Raw genomic sequence first — 17,450 nt, 5'->3', positions numbered from 1 at the left:
TGCAGCGATGCATTGAGCTAACCAGTACTAATGACCCGAGAGGCTTAACCTTACAACACCAAAGGTGTTTTTAGAGACTTGAAGTAGATTTTCAGCTGAAGTTCCGAGATTGGTTCGTAGTGCAAGCCTGATTTAAGGTGAGCGTTATGAATGAAACAGAATTTGCCTGGCGGCAGTAGCGCGGTGGTCCCACCTGACCCCATGCCGAACTCAGAAGTGAAACGCCGTAGCGCCGATGGTAGTGTGGGGTCTCCCCATGCGAGAGTAGGGAACTGCCAGGCATCAAATAAGTGGAAAGCCCCGTACGAAAGTACGGGGCTTTTTGCTATGCGGAATTTAACTAAAAATTACCTTTAACCACGCGCTGCATCACAAAAAACAACGCAAACGCAGGTAACTCGTCAACTTTCCTCTCTTCCTTATCCATTCGTTGCTTAACTCAATATTTCCTATCGATAAAAAATAGCCTTAACCACGCTTATAACAGGAACTATTGGGAGAAAATAATATGAAGGATACTCTGGGATCTCAATCTGAGAATCATGATCAGCAAGATAAGAAGAAACGTATTTTTGCGATTGTGGGGGCATCTTCGGGAAATCTGGTCGAATGGTTTGACTTCTACGTCTATTCTTTTTGTTCGCTCTATTTTGCTTCTTCATTTTTCCCCAGCGGAAACAGTACAACCCAGTTATTACAAACTGCAGGCGTTTTTGCTGCAGGATTCTTTATGCGCCCTATTGGAGGATGGTTATTTGGTTATATCGCCGATAAACATGGGCGCAAAAACTCAATGATGATCTCGGTCTGCATGATGTGCTGCGGTTCGCTGGTGATCGCCTGTTTGCCAACCTACGCGACGATAGGCAGCTGGGCACCGGTATTATTACTGGTCGCCCGTCTATTCCAGGGGCTTTCTGTTGGTGGGGAATACGGAACAAGCGCAACTTATATGAGTGAAGTTGCGATTAAAGGCCGTCGCGGTTTTTATGCTTCATTTCAGTATGTGACCTTGATCGGTGGGCAACTATTAGCACTTCTGGTTCTGGTTGTACTGCAGCAGATATTCTCCAATGATGAGCTTAAATCCTGGGCGTGGCGGATCCCCTTTGCCTTAGGCGCTGTGCTTGCTGTCGTGGCGTTGTTCCTGCGGCGTTCACTGAACGAAACATCAGATAAACAAACTCGTGAGCATAAAGATGCTGGTACCCTCTCGGGTTTATGGAAGCATAAAAAGGCATTTATGATGGTATTAGGGTTCACGGCGGCAGGTTCCCTGACCTTCTATACCTTCACCACTTATATGCAAAAATATCTGGTGAATACTGCCGGGATGGATACCAAAACAGCGAGTGCCTTAATGACCGTCGCCCTGTTTGTCTTTATGTGTTTGCAGCCTATTATTGGCGGGCTCTCGGATAAAATAGGTCGACGCAGTTCTATGTTGATATTCAGCGGCCTGGCGACTGTTTTCACCATCCCGATTTTGTATATTCTGCAAACTGTTACCAGTCCTTATATCGCCTTCGGACTTATTGTTTTGGCACTGCTGATTGTCAGTTTTTACACATCAATCAGCGGATTATTAAAGGCGGAAATGTTCCCGCCGGAAGTGAGGGCATTGGGTGTCGGATTATCTTATGCGGTTGCAAATGCTGTGTTTGGTGGTTCTGCGGAATATGTCGCCCTGACCTTTAAATCCTGGAATATAGAGGAAGTATTTTTCTGGTATGTCTGCGTAATGTGTTTGATCGCTTTGGTGGTATCGATGAAATTGCACCGCAAAGGAAAGGAAATACAGCTGTAATTCTTACGGAGAGAGTGCAGGGATGCACTTTTAATAATGGATAAGATGATAAGCTCTGTAGCCAGCAGCTGCGCCTGCTATAAGAATAATGACAGGAAACCTGAGAGCCAGGAGAATTTTTGCATCACAAAGTGAAACTCCAGATATAAAAAAGCCCGATCACGATGATCAGGCTTTCAGTATAGCCAATTACAGAATCCGGCTGATTAATCTGTCGATACGTATCCGGCGCAGACGGCGGATAAGCTTACGGACTTTCACAGGGTAATTAGGAATACTTTCCAGTTCCATATAATGCGAGACAACCTGCGTGTGCTGGCGTATTTCTTCCAGTTCTTTGTGTCGCGCGATCGCCAGCTCTTTATGCGGATCATGGATCAAAATGGCATTCTCCAAATCCAGACGCCAGGCGCGAGGATTCAGGTTATTACCGGTAATAAGTTGCCAGCGGTCATCCACCCACATTCCCTTCAGGTGATAGCTGTTATCACCGTCTTTCCACAGGCGGACAATCAACTGTCCGCTGTCAACGAAGCGTTGTAAACGGCTCAGGAAACGACGCAGATTAATTTCATACAAATACGGTAAGGCACCGATGATTTTGAATGGCTGATCCTGCGGAATATAAAAATCGTTTGCGGTTTTGTCACCCACGATAATTTCAACCTGCTTACCACGACGCAGCAGATGAATAATATTACGTGCCAGCATGGCAGGCATATTGAAATAAGGCGTACACAGCGTCAGCTTATGTTCCGTACTGGCCATGAGATGATGGATAGTTCGGTTAAGTTCATTTTGTTTGCCCAGACCGACGATAGGGGTCACTGCCAGCTCATCATTCCCTGCGCTGTCTTTGAAATGATAACCGCTGCTGCGCAGATTCTGACGGAACTGACGCGTTTCGTTTTTAATCTCAATGCTTTTCGGGCGATCTTCACGATCAAGACGCTGTACCGCTGCGGCTGTCAGGATCGACTTCTTCATAAAGTCGATCATGGCATCTGCCAGCGGGGCGTTGGACAGTAACTGATAGCGATCGTAGCGGTATTTTTCATGACGATGCAGATAAACATCATTGAGGCTCGCGCCGCTGTAGATCACCTGATCGTCAATAATAAAGCCTTTGAGATGCAAAACACCTAACGCTTCACGGGTATTGACCGGAACGCCATACACCGGCACGGAAAGCTCAGGATGCTCTTTTGCCATGCGACAATACCAGTCAGCATTGGTGTTTGACGCTGCCGCGCCAATGCGGCCACGCTGCGCGCGGTGCCAGTCAACCAGCACACAAATCTCCAGTTCAGGGCGTTGCTGCTTGGCGGCATATAGCGCCGACAATACATCACGACCGCCATCATCGTTCTCTAAATAGAGCGCGACCAGATAAATCCGTTGGGTGGCGTTGGCAATGGCTTCGAGCAGCGTCTTACGGAAATCTGCAGGGCAGTAGAGTGTTTTTACAGCATCAACCGTTTGGGGGAGTTTGGGCAGCTGAGCAAGGTGTTGTTGATGTTTATTACGTTTAAATTTTGACAACATCACAGTGCGCTTCTTCTCTCTTCATGTAATGGCTTTAGCGGCACAAGCAGACAGTGGTAACCGCACAATCGGTCGATAATACCATTAGTCCTGCCCCATGTGCGCATCTTTTGCCTGTTCATGGCGCAGGCTCACGGCTTTCTGCTGCGAAATCCGGGTCTTTTCCAGTGCCAGTGAGAGGTTCACAATGCCGTCCTGGATCTGAATATCGACGTCGAATTCGAGTTTTCTGGCCAGCGTGATCATGCCACGGTTATTGGGCATCGTAATGCCGGTCAGACGTTGCAGGCCGTGCTCTGCCGCGTAATGGATCATCTTATCAAGCAGCCGCCTTCCGAGCCCCAGACCTTTCAGATCCGACCGCACCAGTACCGAGAATTCAGCATCAATATTATCCGGATCCGAGACCGCCCGGGTGACGCCAATAATTTCACTTTCATCATTCACTGTACGAATGGCGACGAACGCCATTTCGCGGTCGTAGTCGATCTGTGTCATGTTCGCTAAATCTTCATGGGTGAACTCATTGATCTCACTGAAGTAGCGGTAATACAGGTCTTCCTTAGTGACTTTCAGGATAAATGCTTTAAGCAGCGGCTCATCTTCCGGAAGGATTGGCCGGAACAATGCCGGTGATCCGTCTTTCAGTATAACGCGCTCTTCCAACTCGCGCGGATAAGGGCGGATCGCCAGTCGTGACGGAGCCTCTGCTCCCTGTGCACAAAGCTGCATGGACACATCCAGCAGGCTGAGCTCACTGCCGGAAATCAGCAGAGGATGGATATCCAGCCGTTCGATCTCCGGGCAGTCGATAATCAGGTTCGACACATTCACCAGCAACTGACTCAGCGCCGGTATATCAAGAGGATGCAGCGCATGGCGGCCACGAATTTTTCCACTCTTCAGCGCCTGAACTACCTGATAACGTGCAAGCGTCATGTTCAGCGGCGGCAGGGAAATCGCCGCCTGTCTTTCAGGTCGCCAGTCGGTACCGCCTTCGGCCAGCATGATCAGCGGGCCGAATACCGGATCCTGTTCGACCACCACGCGCAATTCTTGTGAGCCTGGCCGGTTGGCCATGGTTTGCACCAGCAGCCCCAGAATTCTCGCCTGCGGAAACGCCTGTCTGGCACGGTCAAAAATGGCATTCGCCGCCTGCGCGACTTCGCTGGCGGTACGCAGATATAACATCACGCCCTGTACTTCAGAATTATGCGGGATGTCAGGGGAGCGCAATTTCAGCGCCACCGGATAACCCACCTGGCTGGCGATATTCACCGCTTCTGCGCTGTCGCTGGCAATCCACGTCGGCAGCACATTCATGCCGTACGCCTGCAAAATCGGGCGTACCTCATGTGTATCCAGCTGTGTCGTGCCTTCCGCCAGTGTGCGGGCGATCAACTGATGCGCCTGATCAGTGTTCTGCTCGAGGCCGGCCGGAAGTGCCGGTGTTTCTTTCAGCTGCTTTTGGTTCCGACGATATTCCACCATATGCATAAACGCCGTCACCGTTCCTTCCGGTGTCCGGTAAGTCGGGATCCCGGCTTCGGTAAATAACTTGCGGGCTTCCTGCGAGGAAAACTCGCCGCACCAGTTGGTTAGCAGCGTGATGTATTTGCCACGCGAATGTTTATGCACAGCATCGATGAGATGGCTGGCGGTCACCGTACCGTGTGCGACGGCGCTGGGGGCGTGGATCACCAGCAGCGCATCGTAATCGGTGCTGTCCAGCAGGGCGGTCATCACAGCCTGATACAGCTGCGGTGTGGCGTCATCATGCAAATCCAGCGGATTCGAGACGGCAATATTGTCAGGCAGAATGGTACTCAGTTTTTGGCAGGTTTCATCGCTCAGTTTCGCCAGTTTGCCGTTACGCGAAAGCAACTGATCCAGCGCCATCGCGGCAGGAGCGGCACCGTTACTGATGATAAACAAACGCTCACCGCGTAACGGGCGCATATGGCTCAGCGTTTCAACGGCGGAAAACAGCTCGTGCGTATCCTGCACGCGCAGTAAACCGGCGCGCTGAATAGCCGCATCATAGGCGGCGTCGAGGCTAAGCGGGCTGTTGAGTAATTGCTGCGCCTGTCCGCTGCGACCACTTTTGATCACCAGAATCGGTTTATTGCGTGAGGCACTGCGGGAGGCAGAAAGAAAGCGCCGTGCATCGCTGATGTGTTCGAGATAGAGCAAAATAGCGCTGGTTTTACTGTCGCGGGCGAGGAAATCGAGCAGGTCATCGACATCAATATCCAGGCTGTCGCCCAGTGATACGAAATAGGAAAAGCCGACGGCACGCTGTTGCGCCCAGTCCAGAATCGTATTGGCGACCGCAGCCGATTGCGAAATAAACGCCAGCTTACCGGGCAGGATGGGCACCGGCGAAAAACTGGCGTTTAGTTTTTGCCACGGTGCAAGAATGCCCAGGCTGTTGGGTCCGAGCAGGCGCATCGAAAAGCGCTGGGCGCTGGTTTTGAGTTCAGCGAATTGTTGTGGCTGTGAGGAAAGCACAATGACCGTCTTGCAGCCACGTTCGCCGAGCTGTTCGAGCAATGCAAGATTGCGGTCAGCGTGCGTACACAGAATGGCGAGATCCGGAGACATCGGCAGGCTGGCGACATCCCGCCAGGTCAGTACGCCGCACACCGCGCGATAAGCGGGTGTAACCGGCAGCACCGGGCCATTGAATCCGCTGTCGAGCAGATTGCGCATCATCAGATATCCGGCCCGCCCCGGTTTATTGCTCGCGCCAATGACCGCGATAGATTCAGGTCGTAATAAGGCTTCCAGTCCGCGCTGACTCATAACGTCTCCGGTTCATCATGTTCCCATGATTCTAGAGGTTTTCTTCGTTCTTTGCTGTGAGCTGGTGCACCGGATGATGGGGTTTTCCGGCCAGATACTGGGTGCGGAAATGGGTAAAGTGGCGTGAGAGGCCCGCTGAAGCATCGAGATCACCGGCTTTTTCCAGCAGGGCGGCGGCCACTTCCACGGTGCAATGCAGTTCCGGGCGCGAGGCTTCCCGGAGGATATAGCCGGAGCTGGCGCTTACATCGAGAGAGAAAACCGGCAAATTATCCAGATACGGGCTTTTGCGGAACATTTTGCGCGCTTCGTTCCAGGTGCCGTCGAGCATAATGAATAAAGGCGGTTTGCTGCCCGCCGGAACGTCGGTAAACACCTGACGCGGCGGTTCGGCGAAAGAGGCGGGAAACACCACATAAGCCTGACGCTGCGGGTCCGCAATTGCTTCCAGCAGAGCCGGATCGGTTTGCGTGCGTGACCACAAAAACGCCTGCGTATCCGGCAACACGTCTGCGATTAAGCGACCCGTATTGCTCGGTTTCATCGGCTCCGTGTCAAACATCACCAGACAAAAACGGCTGGTGGCCTGATGAATTTCGCGCGTGGCGCAGATGCAGTGGTGTTTGGGCAACAGGCAGGTCTGACAGCGTATCGCCCGTGAACCACGCGCAAGAAAAGGACGGGTGGATCGGGCTAAACGCTGCTCACGCAGGCGAAGGACGGCATTGTCTGACATAGGCATTCCGGTATGCGAAAAACGGCTATTCTAATCGCCCGGTGGTGGCAGGCAAGTGGCTTGTGTTCGGAACAGAAAAAGGCCCGTGCGGTGACGGGCCTTCAGCAGGGCTTTATAGCGGCTTATGCGTTACAATGATTCATTAAGCCAGTTGTTGAACGGTGCTTTAGGCATTGCTCCACTCAACATATCGACCATTTTGCCTTCATTAAATACCATAATGGTCGGAATACTGCGGATACGGAACCGCGCGCTCAGTTCAGGTTCAGCTTCGGTATTAACCTTGATGAAGCGGATTTTACCGGCGCGTTCCTGTGCAACGTCTTCAAAAATCGGTGCAAAGTTAACACAAGGGCCACACCACGGTGCCCAGAAATCGACAACCACCGGCAGATCATCCTGCAGGTATTTGTCCAGCGTGGCGGCAGTCGCGTGAATGACATCGCCTTCAAAAAGTGCATGACCGCAACGGCCGCATTTTGCGCCGTCGTCGATACGATCCTCAGGCAGGCGGTTGGTGGCCTGACATGATGAACAAACCGTATTCATAAAATAGCCTCTACATTGCTTAACGTGAGAATGGTATCAACCACAACCCCGGTTTTATCCTTAAAAGCGGTAAAGAACACGGCTGATATGTTACTTATATGTTGTAAGTATGGGGTCGATACGTCACGTAAACAACGTGGTTTATTCAATGATTACGATAGTTTTTAGCTTTTGGTCCAAAGCCTGTGGCTTAGCTCACAGACATCAGGTAATCTTCGCGCCCTGCGCGTAGGTGGAGAGAAAAATGAACGATTCATTCAGTGGCAAGAACGGCAAAGTCAAAGTGATGTACGTCCGCAGTGACGACGACGGCGATAACCGCAATAACGATAAACGTCCTTCTAACAATAAAGGACGTCCGGGCGATAAACCTCGCCAGGGTTCCCGTCCAGACGATGCCCGCCGCAATGAGCGTCGCAGCAGCGATTCCCGTGGCGATTCCCGGGGACCGGCACCACGCCGTAGTGATGATCGCCCGCGTCGTCCGGCGCGTGACGACGACGGCCCGTACTCTTCGCCGTGGAAAACAGTTTCACGTCCGCCGGCAGATGAATCTGTTCCGGATCACGGCGGTATCAGCGGTAAAAGCTTTATCGATCCTGAACAACTGCGTCGTCAGCGTCAGGAAGAAACCCGTGTGTATGGCGAAAACGCCTGTCAGGCACTGTTTGCCAGCCGTCCGGACGCGATTGTGCGTGCATGGTTTGTGCAGTCTGTGACTCCGCGTTTCCGCGAAGCGCTGCGCTGGATGGCGGCGAACCGCAAAGCCTACCATGTGGTTGAAGATGACGAACTGGCGAAAGCCTCCGGCACCGAACACCATGGCGGCGTGTGCTTCCTGATCAAAAAACGTCAGGGTCTGGATGCAGAAACGTATCTGCAAACGGCTCCGGCGAAAGACTGTGTGCTGGCGCTGGAAAACGTCGGTAACCCGCACAACCTCGGCGGTATCATGCGTTCTTGTGCGCATTTTGGTATCAACGGGATGATGGTTCAGGATCCGGCCCAGCTGGAATCCGGCGCAGCAGTCCGTACCGCTGAAGGCGGCGCGGAACACGTTAAAGCCATCAGCGCGGATAACTTCCTTGAAGTGCTGGAAACCTTCCGTAAAGCGGGATACACCATCGTGACCACGTCGAGCCATAAAGGTACGGCGCTGGGCAAAGCGCAGTTACCGGCCAAAATGGTGCTGGTGCTGGGCGAAGAAAGTGATGGTTTATCTGACAGCGCATGGCAGCAGGGCGACCTGAGCGTGTCTATCGGCGGTACCGGTAAAGTGGAAAGCCTCAACGTTTCCGTGGCATCCGGTATTTTGCTGGCAGAATGGTGGCGTCAGAACCAGGCGTAATCGCCCGGTTTCAGCCATAAAAAACGGACGCATAAGGCGTCCGTTTTGCTTTCTGACATTCAGGGTTTATCTGAATCAGTGCGCACCACCCGCGCCACCGCCACTGGTGAATGGCGGTCGGGCGAACCAGATTAAAATCAGCAACACCAGGAACGCCCCCCCGGATAACCAGAAAATCTCGTTGGCAGAGATAATTAATCCCTGATTGGTGATCTCCCGCGCTATCCATCCTGAAGCCTGCTGGTGGCTCATACCGAGACCTTCGAGCTGCTGATAAGTCTGCGTCGCCGCCGGATTAAACGGCGTGATGTTTTCCGTTAACTGGGCGTGATGCAGCGATTCACGGTTCGACCATAACGTGGTGGTGATTGACGTACCAATCGACCCCGCCAGTGTACGGATAAAGTTCGACAGACTCGATGCCGCCGCCATCCGTTCCGGCGGTAATCCCGACAGAATAATGGTGGTCAGCGGCATGAAGAAGCAACCCACCGCGAAGCCCTGAATAAACTGCGGCCAGGCGGATGCGCCAAAATCCATCCCCGGTTCGAACGTATACGCACGCCAGAAGAAGCAGTAGGCATACATGATAAAGCTGAAGGTCACCAGCTTTCGCATATCCAGACGGTGCGCGAAACGCCCGATAATCGGCGACATCAGTACCGGCAAAATACCCACCGGCGCGGACGCCAGACCGGCCCAGGTGGCGGTGTACCCGTAAACCTCTTGCAATAGCTGCGGCAGCAACACAATCGCGCCGAAGTAGAGCATGTAGGCCAGGCTGATACACAGCACGCCGATGGTAAAGTTTCGCGATTTAAACAGTGACAAGTCGACGATCGGATGGTCGTCGGTCAGTTCCCAGACCACAAGGAAACAGAGCGCGACCACCGCCACGACCGCCAGCACGATAATTTCCGTCGAGTTAAACCAGTCCAGCTCCTTGCCCCGGTCGAGCATCACCTGCAAAGCACCGATTCCCAGCACCAGCAGCACTAATCCCACACTGTCGATCGGACGGATCTGCGTGGCGGTTTCGCGTCCCTTCAGCGTTCTGAGCGTCAGGAACACCACGGCCAGACCGATCGGCACGTTAATAAAGAAGATCCATCCCCAGTGATAGTTATCACTGATATACCCGCCGAGGATCGGCCCGCAAATCGGGGCGACGATCACCGTCATCGACCAGAGCGCGAGCGCGGTACTCCGCTTGGCCGGTGGATAGTTATTCAGTAACAGACTTTGTGATAACGGGATCAGCGGACCTGCCACCACGCCCTGCAACACACGGAAGAAGATCAGCATTTCCAGACTGTTGGACATCCCGCACAACCATGAAGCGAGGGCAAACAGTACTGTGGACCACAGGAACAGTTTGACCTCACCGATGCGTTTTGCCAGCCAGCCGGTGATCGGGATCGAGATGGCATTCGCCACCCCGAATGAGGTGATAACCCAGGTACCCTGTGAGTTCGAGGCACCCAGATTCCCGGCGATGGTCGGGATCGCCACGTTGGCGATCGTCGAGTCCAGCACCTGCATAAAGGTGGCCATAGACAAAGCCACCGTCATCCAGGCCAGCGGGGCGCCTACCAGCGGTTTATTTGCCACAGAGGCCTCCGGATGTTTTAGCCTGCATTGGCATGAATAACGTCAGCAATAATGGCGTTAACCGGTGCCAGATCCAGCGTCAGTGCTGAAGTCTGATACAACGGTTCGGTACGGACTTTATCGGCCAGCACCAGGCCATCGCGATTCTGAGTATCAACCGTTACCAGCGTCGATAAACCGATACGCAGCGGATGTTCAGCCACTTCCTGATCGTTAAGTTCGATACGAACCGGCAGACGCTGAACCACTTTGATCCAGTTGCCGGTGGCATTTTGCGCAGGTAACAGCGAGAACGCGCCGCCGGTGCCCATGTCCATACCGACGACTTTGCCGTGGTATTTCACGTCATCGCCATACATATCGCTGACCACGGTTGCCACCTGACCAATACGCATATTCGCCAGCTGGGTTTCTTTAAAGTTGGCATCGACCCAAATGTGATGCGCGGGCACCACGGCCATCAGGGACGTTGTCGGGCTGATCTGCTGGCCGATTTGTACGGCACGGCGTGAAACGAAACCGTCAACAGGGCTGCGCACTTTAGTCCGTTGCAGGGCAAGCCATGCGTCACGAACCTGCGCGGCGGCCTGCAGAACTTGCGGCTGTTTATCGACCGGCGTATCCAGAATCATCGCCTGATTGGCGTTGTACTGCTGAACGGCGACATCGTATTGCGCTTTCGCGGTATCGACGGCGTCACGGGCGTGTTGCAGTTCTTCGCGGCCAATGGCATCGACATTACCCAGCACAATGCGGCGCTTAAGGTCAGTCTGCGCCTGTTGCAGTTGGGTCTGACGCAGCGCGATATTGGCCTGATATTGCTTGCCGTTGATGATCAACTGATGCGTCTGACGCACGCTGTTCGCCAGCGCCGTTTTAGAGCGCTCGAAAGCCTGCTCTGCATCGGTCGGATCGAGGGTCACCAGCACGTCGCCTTTTTTCACAAAGTCGGTGCTGTCGAAGTTGACGTCGGTCACGCTGCCCGACACCTGCGCCATAATCTGTACCTGATTACCGGCCACGTAAGCATCGTCGGTAGACTGGAAATGACGTAATACCAGCAGCCAGTAGAACAGGTAGGCGATGGCAATAATAATGAAAATTCCGGTTAACAAGAGCATCGCGACTTTGCGCGTCTTTTTCTTATTTTTCGGAGCTTGCGGCGTTGCCTGAGTGTCGGCATTTGCGCTCATGGTCTTCTCCACACTGAGTCTTTTATTATGATTTTTGGTCCGCGGCAGGGGCCTGATAGCCACCCCCAAGCGCACGGATGAGACTGATTTTTGCCTGCATCAACTGACTGCTGGCAGTGAGTTGCGCCTGCTGTTGTTGCAGGAGCGCTGACTGGCTGGTTAACAGCTCATCCCGTCCGATGACGCCAGCGTTGTATCTTGCATCTGAAACGCGATACACCTCTTCCAGCGATTTAGCGGCAGAAGACGCCTGCTGCAATTGTTCAACGCTGCTTTTCGAGACAGTAATGGCATCCGCAGTTTGCTGGATGGCGTTCAGGATGGTCTGGTTATACGACTCGACAGACTGGTCATATAACGCCGACTCTTCGCCCAGTTTGGAGCGCAGCGCACCGGCGTGGAAAATTGGCAGCGAAATGGCGGGCGCGATATTCCAGGCTTTACTGGCTGCTTCAAAAAGATTCGGGCTGGTGCCGCCGTAGTTGGTGGTTGTCAGACCGCCGAAGGCACTGATGGAAAGGCTTGGATAAAATTCTTTTTTCGCGGCACTGACCCGCTGGGAATAGGACTCCACCAGATCACGTTGTGCAGCGATGTCCGGGCGTTTGCCGAGTAAATCCAGCGTCAGTTCACCTTTCGGTGCCAGCGCGTCAGGCGACGGCAATGCCACGGCGTGCAGCCCGTTCATGGCATCCGGGCCACGTCCGGCCAGCGCGGAAAGCTGATGTCTCAGCTGTTCGGTTTGCGCTTTCAGATTGATGATTTGCTGTTTGGCACTGTCGGCCTGAGCCTGGGTTTGTTGCGGAATTTCAACACCGTACACGCCTGCCTGATATTGCGCCTTACGCAAATCAGCCAGATGCTGATTATTGTCCACTTCGTGTTGCAGAACATCCTGCAAGGCAAGATTTGCCTGCAACTGATAATAGGCTGACGCCACCGAACTGGTCAGCGTCAGAGCGGCTTCAGCCTGTTCAGCACGGGCGGAATCCACCTGTGCTTTCGCGGCATTCACCTGATTGCGGTATTTCCCCCACCAGTCAAACTCATAGCTCAGATTCAGCCCGAGGCTGTTGCTGCTGTCGTAAATTGGCGCTTCGGGATAGCTGGTCAAAAACGGCGGGATCGTGTTTTTTGCGACACGTTCACGACGCGTTGAACCGTTCAAATCCAGATAAGGACCATTGGCGGCATCAGCTTCTCCCATCACACTTTGCGCTTCGCGCACGCGGGCGGCTGCCTGACGTAATGATGGCGAGTTTTGCAACGTCGTAGTCATCAGATTATCGAGTTGCGGGTCATTAAGACTGCGCCACCACTGAGGACCGATGGTCAGGGAACTGACTTTTTCCTGCTGCAGATGAAGCTGTTGCGTATCCAGCAGCGACGACTGAGGAGCAATATTATTACTGGAGGCGCAGCCGGCCAACGTCAAAACGGCAAACAGCGGCGTAAGCCTCCAGCGAGCTTGGAGTGACATGTGTGGTTTACCTGAACAGAAATCTAGAATTGTTGTGGTGCTGTCGCATCCATCTGATCAAGGCGAGTTAACAGTTTGCGCGTCAGGGTTTCTAACTGCTTCTGTTCATCTGCGTCTAATGTCGACCAGAGAAAATGCAGGCTCTTATGTTGAGGCGGCAGTAACTTCTGAATAAAGGCTTCACCGTCAGCCGTCAGGTGCAAATGCAGACACCGGCGGTCGTTATCGCTTTCACGGCGTTCGATCCATCCGCGTTTTTCCAACTCATCCGCAATACGGGTGGCGTTGGTGCGGGATGAACCTAGCGCAGAGCTTAGCTCCGAAGGCTGAATGCTGTGACTTTCCTGCGCATCAAGGGTGAGTAACGCCATAAACAGCGTTTCATTAATTCCTTGTGCTTTCAGCATCTTATTACGGTTTTCAAGCAATTTACTTTGCATGTGCATACACAGGCGGGTCAGCAGAATTTCCTGATAAGGAAAATCTTTTTGCTTTTTAGCCCGGAAATTCAACATGTTTTCAATTGGCGCGAACGAACTGTCCATATGAGAAGCCTCATTAGTTACGAATGACATAGTAACGATGGTAATTAATAATATCAATGTCATGAATCACCAATTCTTTAGCAATTAGTGTTATTCATAACTCCGGTGAATTATTCGATGTTTAATGTATCAGGCAGACTTTGCCCGGGTGTTGCCTTACGGTAAAAATGGTCCTCAGCTTGCCAGCAGCATCACCTTGAACACCAGGCCGTACACTACGGCACCGGTCAGGGTGGCAATAATGATGCTTTTGGTACGCCAGAAAATCAGTGCGAGCAGAACGAAACCGGCCAGTGACGGCAGCAGCTTTTGTTGATCGCGCAGAATTTCGGGGGTGCCTGAAACCACCAGCAGCGCGCAAATTGACGCGATACCGATGCTGTCGAGCACGCGGGAGAGCGGGCCATTTTTCAGTCCCGATTTCTGCCGCGAACCCAGGCGCAGAGGCAGATACCGGAACAGGTAATTGACGGTGCCGACGAGCAGACAAACCAGAATGACATCAGTGCTCATCTGAGGTTATCTCCGTGGCAGAAGAGGATTGAGGACGTTGCAGCAGGGCGGCAAGGCACCCTGCGCCCAGACCACCGCCTATGGCAGCGGGGATCGACCAGAACAGCAGCCCGCCCAGCGCACCGGCCAGCGAGGCGACAAACACTATGCTCTGCTGGCGCTTAAAAGCTGCGAGCAGGAAACTCAGAAACAGCGCCGGTAACATAAATCCCAGCGCGGCTTCGACGGCCGGGAAATTTTCCAGCGGACCATTACCAAACAGTGCACCCACGGCGGTGCCCGATACCCACGACAGCCACGATGACAGCGCAATGCCGCACATCCAGTTTTCACTCCAGCTGCGTTTATCACGGATCAGCCTGGCGGTGGCGGCAGCGAACACTTCGTCCGTCAGGCCGAATGCCCAGAGCGCCGTTTTTTTACCATTGAGCTTTCCCGCCAGGCGATTGCGCAGCGACGGGCCGTACAGCACGTGCCGGACATCCATCGCCATCACGGTCAGGGCGGAAACCCATAACGACATTCCTGCACTGAGCAGCGCGGTGATCACAAACTGGCTGGCGCCAGCGTAGATAAGAATGGAAAACAGCAGACTTTCAGCGGGAGTGAAACCTAGTTTGACCGCGCTGAGCCCGAATGCAAAAGCAATGGGCAGATAACCAATCACGATAGGAAGGCTATCGGTAATACCTTGTGCGAAAGTGGAAACGCGGACGGGGTCAGGTGCTTCGAGATCTGGATTGGTTTGCATGGATATTTGAAACATTGTGAAACCGGATGGTTGCCGGCGAATAATTCATGGCGTAAACATTACCAGACTGTAAGTATTGTTGACACCCTTTGGTTCAAATAAATTTCCCAAATGACTATTCGCAAGCTAATCAGGAGGGGTGATGATTCCCGCCTGATGTAGTTTCGTACGTTATCAGGCCAGTGTGTACTTATGACCCTTCCACCAGACCAGTAAATTCAGTATACACATGACGATGCCTGCTGCTGAGACCCCGTACCAGCCCGCTACCTGATAGGCTGAAGCCGACACCAGTGAACCTGCCGCACCCCCGATAAAGTATGTCGTCATGTAACCTGCGGTCAGGCGGTTACGCGCTTCCGGCATGGTTTTATAAATCACACTTTGGTTGGTGATGTGTACGCCCTGAACCGAAAGGTCCAAAACGATGATACCGATAATCAGCGAAATCACCGAGTGTTGTCCCAGGGCAATCGCAGCCCATGACAGTAACAGCAGCACCAGCCCGGCGGTCGTGGTCAGATGCGCTTTGCCTTTATCCGCCAGATTCCCTGCACGGGTGGCCGCCAGTGCCCCCGCCGCCCCCACCAGACCAAACAGGCCGATTACCCCTTCGGAATAGTGATACGCCGGGCCAGCCAGCAGGAACGCCATCGACGTCCACAAAATGCTGAAGTTGGCGAAGCAGAACATGCCGATCAGCGCGCGGGTACGTAACACCGGCGTGTGGATGAACAGCGTAAAAATGGATTTCAGCAGTTGTGGATAATTCAGATCCGTTTTTTGCTGATGTCTCGGCAGCTTGCGCCACAGCACCAGCGCCATCACGATCATCAGCGCACTGGCAACCCAGTACACCGTCCGCCAGCCGCCCAGCGACGCCAGCGCACCAGCGACGGTTCGTGCCAGCAGAATACCCAGCAGCAAGCCGGACATAATCAGTCCGACCACTTTACCGCGACGCTCCGGTTCCGCCAGTGTGGCGGCCAGCGGCACCAGAATCTGCGCCACGACCGAGAACAGCCCGGTCAGCGCCGTCCCGACCAGCATGATGGTCAGCGTGGGCGCCATGGCGGTGATCAGCAGTCCGGCGGCGGAAAGCAGCGTCATCAGCACGATTAACCCGCGACGCTCAAACATATCGCCCAGCGGCACGATAAACATCAACCCACAGGCGTAACCGAGCTGCGCCACCGTCACAATAAACCCGGCCTGATTGACGGAAAGATTAAAAGCGCGGGCGATGGTTTCCAGCAGCGGCTGCGGGTAATAGTTACTGGCGACGGCAAGCCCGGTGGCCACCGCCATCAGAATAATCAGTGCCGGGCTGAGTGGGGAATGTGTGGTCGTTTTTTTCATAATGAGATTTAACAGATCTTATTGAAGAATCAGGGGAAATTCGGATGATGATTATCGTTTTGGTTGAAATATTAAACCAATGAATAGTTTTAATGGCAACTATTTGGTTTTGTAATAGCCGTTTTGCCCACAAAAAAACGGGCGGAGATTTCTCTCCGCCCGCTGGCCTTACTGAGTCTGTGACTGCGTTATTTCGCCGCAGCAGCCGCTTCTTTTACCCAGCCATCAAATTCTTCCTGATGGGCTTTGATCCAGCCATCCGTCTGTGCAGCGATATCCGCATCTGAATTTTTACCCGCGTGCATGGCGGCATTCTGCGCATTGATGTCTTTCAGAGGCAGTTTCATGATGGCAAACAGTTTTGCTGCCGCCGGGTTTTTCTCAGCCCAGGCTTTGTTCGCCACGATGTGCATAGTGCTCACCGGGAAACCGTAGTTTTTGCCATTTGGCAGTTTGGTATCGGCGTTTTTATCCCCTGGCACCACGGAGAACGGTACCTGCATCCACAACACGTCTTTGCCCGGGATCAGCACGTTGCTGACCCAGTACGGCGTCCAGGTGTAATAGAAGATCGGTTTCCCTTCTTTGTAACGCGTGATGGTGTCAGCGATCATCGCAGAGTAGTTACCCTGATTGTGCGTCACGGTCGGTTCAAGACCATAGGCTTTCAGCTGTTCATTCAGCGCCGCTTCGCAGCCCCAGCCCGGTGTACAACCGGTCAGATCGGCTTTGCCGTCACCGTTAGTATCAAACAGTTTGGCCAGTTTCGGGTCTTTCAGCTGTTCGATATTAGTGATGTGGTATTTCTCAGCGGTTTTCTTATCGATCAGCCAGCCCTGTGCCGCGCCGGTCACGTAAGTCCCTTCACGGTAAAACACTTTGTCACCACCGGCGGCTTTGTACATTTCATCATGCAGCGGTGACCAGTTGACGGCGGTGAAAGTGGCATCACCGGCAGCCAGGGTGGTGTAGCCGACGTTGTAATCGACCTCGCGGGTTGGCTGAACGTCATAGCCCAGTTTCTCCAGCGCCTTGCTGACCAGTTCTGTCTGAAAAGACTCTTCGCTGATGGTGCTCTGAACGGGTGTCACGCTGATGCCTTTACCCGGCAGATCGGCGGCGAATGTGGTGGCTGTTGCAAATGTGGTGAGGGCGGCAACTGCCCAGATTCCTGTCTTTTTCATAAATTCCTCGATTTTTATAATGCG

At 53.3% G+C, this 17,450-nt stretch carries 14 protein-coding genes and 1 rRNA gene; 3 read left to right on the top strand and 12 right to left on the bottom strand.

Annotated elements, in window-relative coordinates:
- Positions 1-165 precede the first annotated feature (165 nt).
- Positions 166-281 (top strand): 5S ribosomal RNA (gene rrf / locus EX31_RS13695).
- A gap of 227 nt (positions 282-508) precedes the next feature.
- Complete coding sequence (locus tag EX31_RS13690) at positions 509-1,807, top strand: MFS family transporter (protein WP_037035248.1); 1,299 nt, start codon at positions 509-511, stop codon at positions 1,805-1,807.
- A 189-nt stretch (positions 1,808-1,996) separates the two neighbouring features.
- Here EX31_RS13690 and pssA read toward each other — a convergent pair whose 3' ends face one another.
- From pssA to trxC, 4 genes are all read right to left on the bottom strand, one after another.
- A complete protein-coding gene (gene pssA / locus EX31_RS13685) occupies positions 1,997-3,352 on the bottom strand; it encodes a CDP-diacylglycerol--serine O-phosphatidyltransferase (protein ID WP_013574071.1) in 1,356 nt (451 codons plus the stop codon).
- A gap of 84 nt (positions 3,353-3,436) precedes the next feature.
- Positions 3,437-6,157 (bottom strand): bifunctional acetate--CoA ligase family protein/GNAT family N-acetyltransferase, encoded by a 2,721-nt coding sequence (locus tag EX31_RS13680; protein ID WP_037035247.1) that lies wholly within the window; start codon positions 6,155-6,157, stop codon positions 3,437-3,439.
- A 31-nt stretch (positions 6,158-6,188) separates the two neighbouring features.
- Positions 6,189-6,893: a tRNA-uridine aminocarboxypropyltransferase gene (locus tag EX31_RS13675; protein ID WP_037035245.1), complete on the bottom strand. Its 705-nt coding sequence runs from the start codon at positions 6,891-6,893 to the stop codon at positions 6,189-6,191.
- Between the two features lie 129 nt (positions 6,894-7,022).
- A complete protein-coding gene (trxC, locus tag EX31_RS13670) occupies positions 7,023-7,442 on the bottom strand; it encodes a thioredoxin TrxC (protein WP_013574074.1) in 420 nt (139 codons plus the stop codon).
- Between the two features lie 244 nt (positions 7,443-7,686).
- Between trxC and EX31_RS13665 the strand changes: the two genes are divergently transcribed.
- The gene (locus tag EX31_RS13665) at positions 7,687-8,790 is read left to right on the top strand and encodes a tRNA/rRNA methyltransferase (protein ID WP_037035243.1); all 1,104 of its coding nucleotides are present in this window, start codon (positions 7,687-7,689) and stop codon (positions 8,788-8,790) included.
- A gap of 75 nt (positions 8,791-8,865) precedes the next feature.
- On the opposite strand, the gene emrB is transcribed toward EX31_RS13665, so the two are convergent.
- The 8 genes from emrB to proX form a co-directional block, all read right to left on the bottom strand.
- Positions 8,866-10,401, bottom strand: a complete 1,536-nt coding sequence (emrB, locus tag EX31_RS13660; RefSeq protein ID WP_013574076.1) for a multidrug efflux MFS transporter permease subunit EmrB — start codon at positions 10,399-10,401, stop codon at positions 8,866-8,868.
- Positions 10,402-10,418: 17 nt separating this feature from the next.
- The gene (gene emrA, locus EX31_RS13655) at positions 10,419-11,594 is read right to left on the bottom strand and encodes a multidrug efflux MFS transporter periplasmic adaptor subunit EmrA (RefSeq protein WP_013574077.1); all 1,176 of its coding nucleotides are present in this window, start codon (positions 11,592-11,594) and stop codon (positions 10,419-10,421) included.
- Between the two features lie 25 nt (positions 11,595-11,619).
- Positions 11,620-13,074, bottom strand: a complete 1,455-nt coding sequence (locus EX31_RS13650; RefSeq protein ID WP_037035242.1) for an efflux transporter outer membrane subunit — start codon at positions 13,072-13,074, stop codon at positions 11,620-11,622.
- Between the two features lie 23 nt (positions 13,075-13,097).
- On the bottom strand, positions 13,098-13,619 hold the full coding sequence (gene mprA / locus EX31_RS13645) for a transcriptional repressor MprA (protein ID WP_013574079.1): 522 nt from the start codon (positions 13,617-13,619) through the stop codon (positions 13,098-13,100).
- Positions 13,620-13,793: 174 nt separating this feature from the next.
- Complete coding sequence (ygaH, locus tag EX31_RS13640; RefSeq protein ID WP_013574080.1) at positions 13,794-14,132, bottom strand: L-valine transporter subunit YgaH; 339 nt, start codon at positions 14,130-14,132, stop codon at positions 13,794-13,796.
- Entirely contained in the window at positions 14,122-14,883 is a 762-nt protein-coding gene (locus EX31_RS13635) for an AzlC family ABC transporter permease (RefSeq protein ID WP_037035240.1), read from the bottom strand. Before EX31_RS13635 ends, ygaH begins: the two co-directional genes overlap by 11 nt.
- A 174-nt stretch (positions 14,884-15,057) precedes the next feature.
- Positions 15,058-16,242: an MFS transporter gene (locus EX31_RS13630; protein ID WP_037035239.1), complete on the bottom strand. Its 1,185-nt coding sequence runs from the start codon at positions 16,240-16,242 to the stop codon at positions 15,058-15,060.
- A gap of 188 nt (positions 16,243-16,430) precedes the next feature.
- The gene (proX, locus tag EX31_RS13625) at positions 16,431-17,426 is read right to left on the bottom strand and encodes a glycine betaine/L-proline ABC transporter substrate-binding protein ProX (RefSeq protein WP_013574085.1); all 996 of its coding nucleotides are present in this window, start codon (positions 17,424-17,426) and stop codon (positions 16,431-16,433) included.
- Between the last annotated feature and the right edge of the window lie 24 nt (positions 17,427-17,450).

It is taken from the genome of Rahnella sp. WP5 (assembly GCF_000745615.1).
GTDB classification, from domain to species: domain Bacteria; phylum Pseudomonadota; class Gammaproteobacteria; order Enterobacterales; family Enterobacteriaceae; genus Rahnella; species Rahnella aceris.
This window is presented reverse-complemented; position numbering and strand designations above follow the sequence as displayed.

Bases quoted from the DNA above. Each gene is read 5' to 3' on its own strand.
- EX31_RS13690 (WP_037035248.1), top strand. From the start codon at position 509: ATGAAGGATACTCTGGGATCTCAATCTGAGAATCATGATCAGCAAGAT.
- pssA (WP_013574071.1), bottom strand. From the start codon at position 3,352: ATGTTGTCAAAATTTAAACGTAATAAACATCAACAACACCTTGCTCAG.
- EX31_RS13680 (WP_037035247.1), bottom strand. From the start codon at position 6,157: ATGAGTCAGCGCGGACTGGAAGCCTTATTACGACCTGAATCTATCGCG.
- EX31_RS13675 (WP_037035245.1), bottom strand. From the start codon at position 6,893: ATGTCAGACAATGCCGTCCTTCGCCTGCGTGAGCAGCGTTTAGCCCGA.
- trxC (WP_013574074.1), bottom strand. From the start codon at position 7,442: ATGAATACGGTTTGTTCATCATGTCAGGCCACCAACCGCCTGCCTGAG.
- EX31_RS13665 (WP_037035243.1), top strand. From the start codon at position 7,687: ATGAACGATTCATTCAGTGGCAAGAACGGCAAAGTCAAAGTGATGTAC.
- emrA (WP_013574077.1), bottom strand. From the start codon at position 11,594: ATGAGCGCAAATGCCGACACTCAGGCAACGCCGCAAGCTCCGAAAAAT.
- EX31_RS13650 (WP_037035242.1), bottom strand. From the start codon at position 13,074: ATGTCACTCCAAGCTCGCTGGAGGCTTACGCCGCTGTTTGCCGTTTTG.
- mprA (WP_013574079.1), bottom strand. From the start codon at position 13,619: ATGGACAGTTCGTTCGCGCCAATTGAAAACATGTTGAATTTCCGGGCT.
- ygaH (WP_013574080.1), bottom strand. From the start codon at position 14,132: ATGAGCACTGATGTCATTCTGGTTTGTCTGCTCGTCGGCACCGTCAAT.
- EX31_RS13635 (WP_037035240.1), bottom strand. From the start codon at position 14,883: ATGCAAACCAATCCAGATCTCGAAGCACCTGACCCCGTCCGCGTTTCC.
- EX31_RS13630 (WP_037035239.1), bottom strand. From the start codon at position 16,242: ATGAAAAAAACGACCACACATTCCCCACTCAGCCCGGCACTGATTATT.
- proX (WP_013574085.1), bottom strand. From the start codon at position 17,426: ATGAAAAAGACAGGAATCTGGGCAGTTGCCGCCCTCACCACATTTGCA.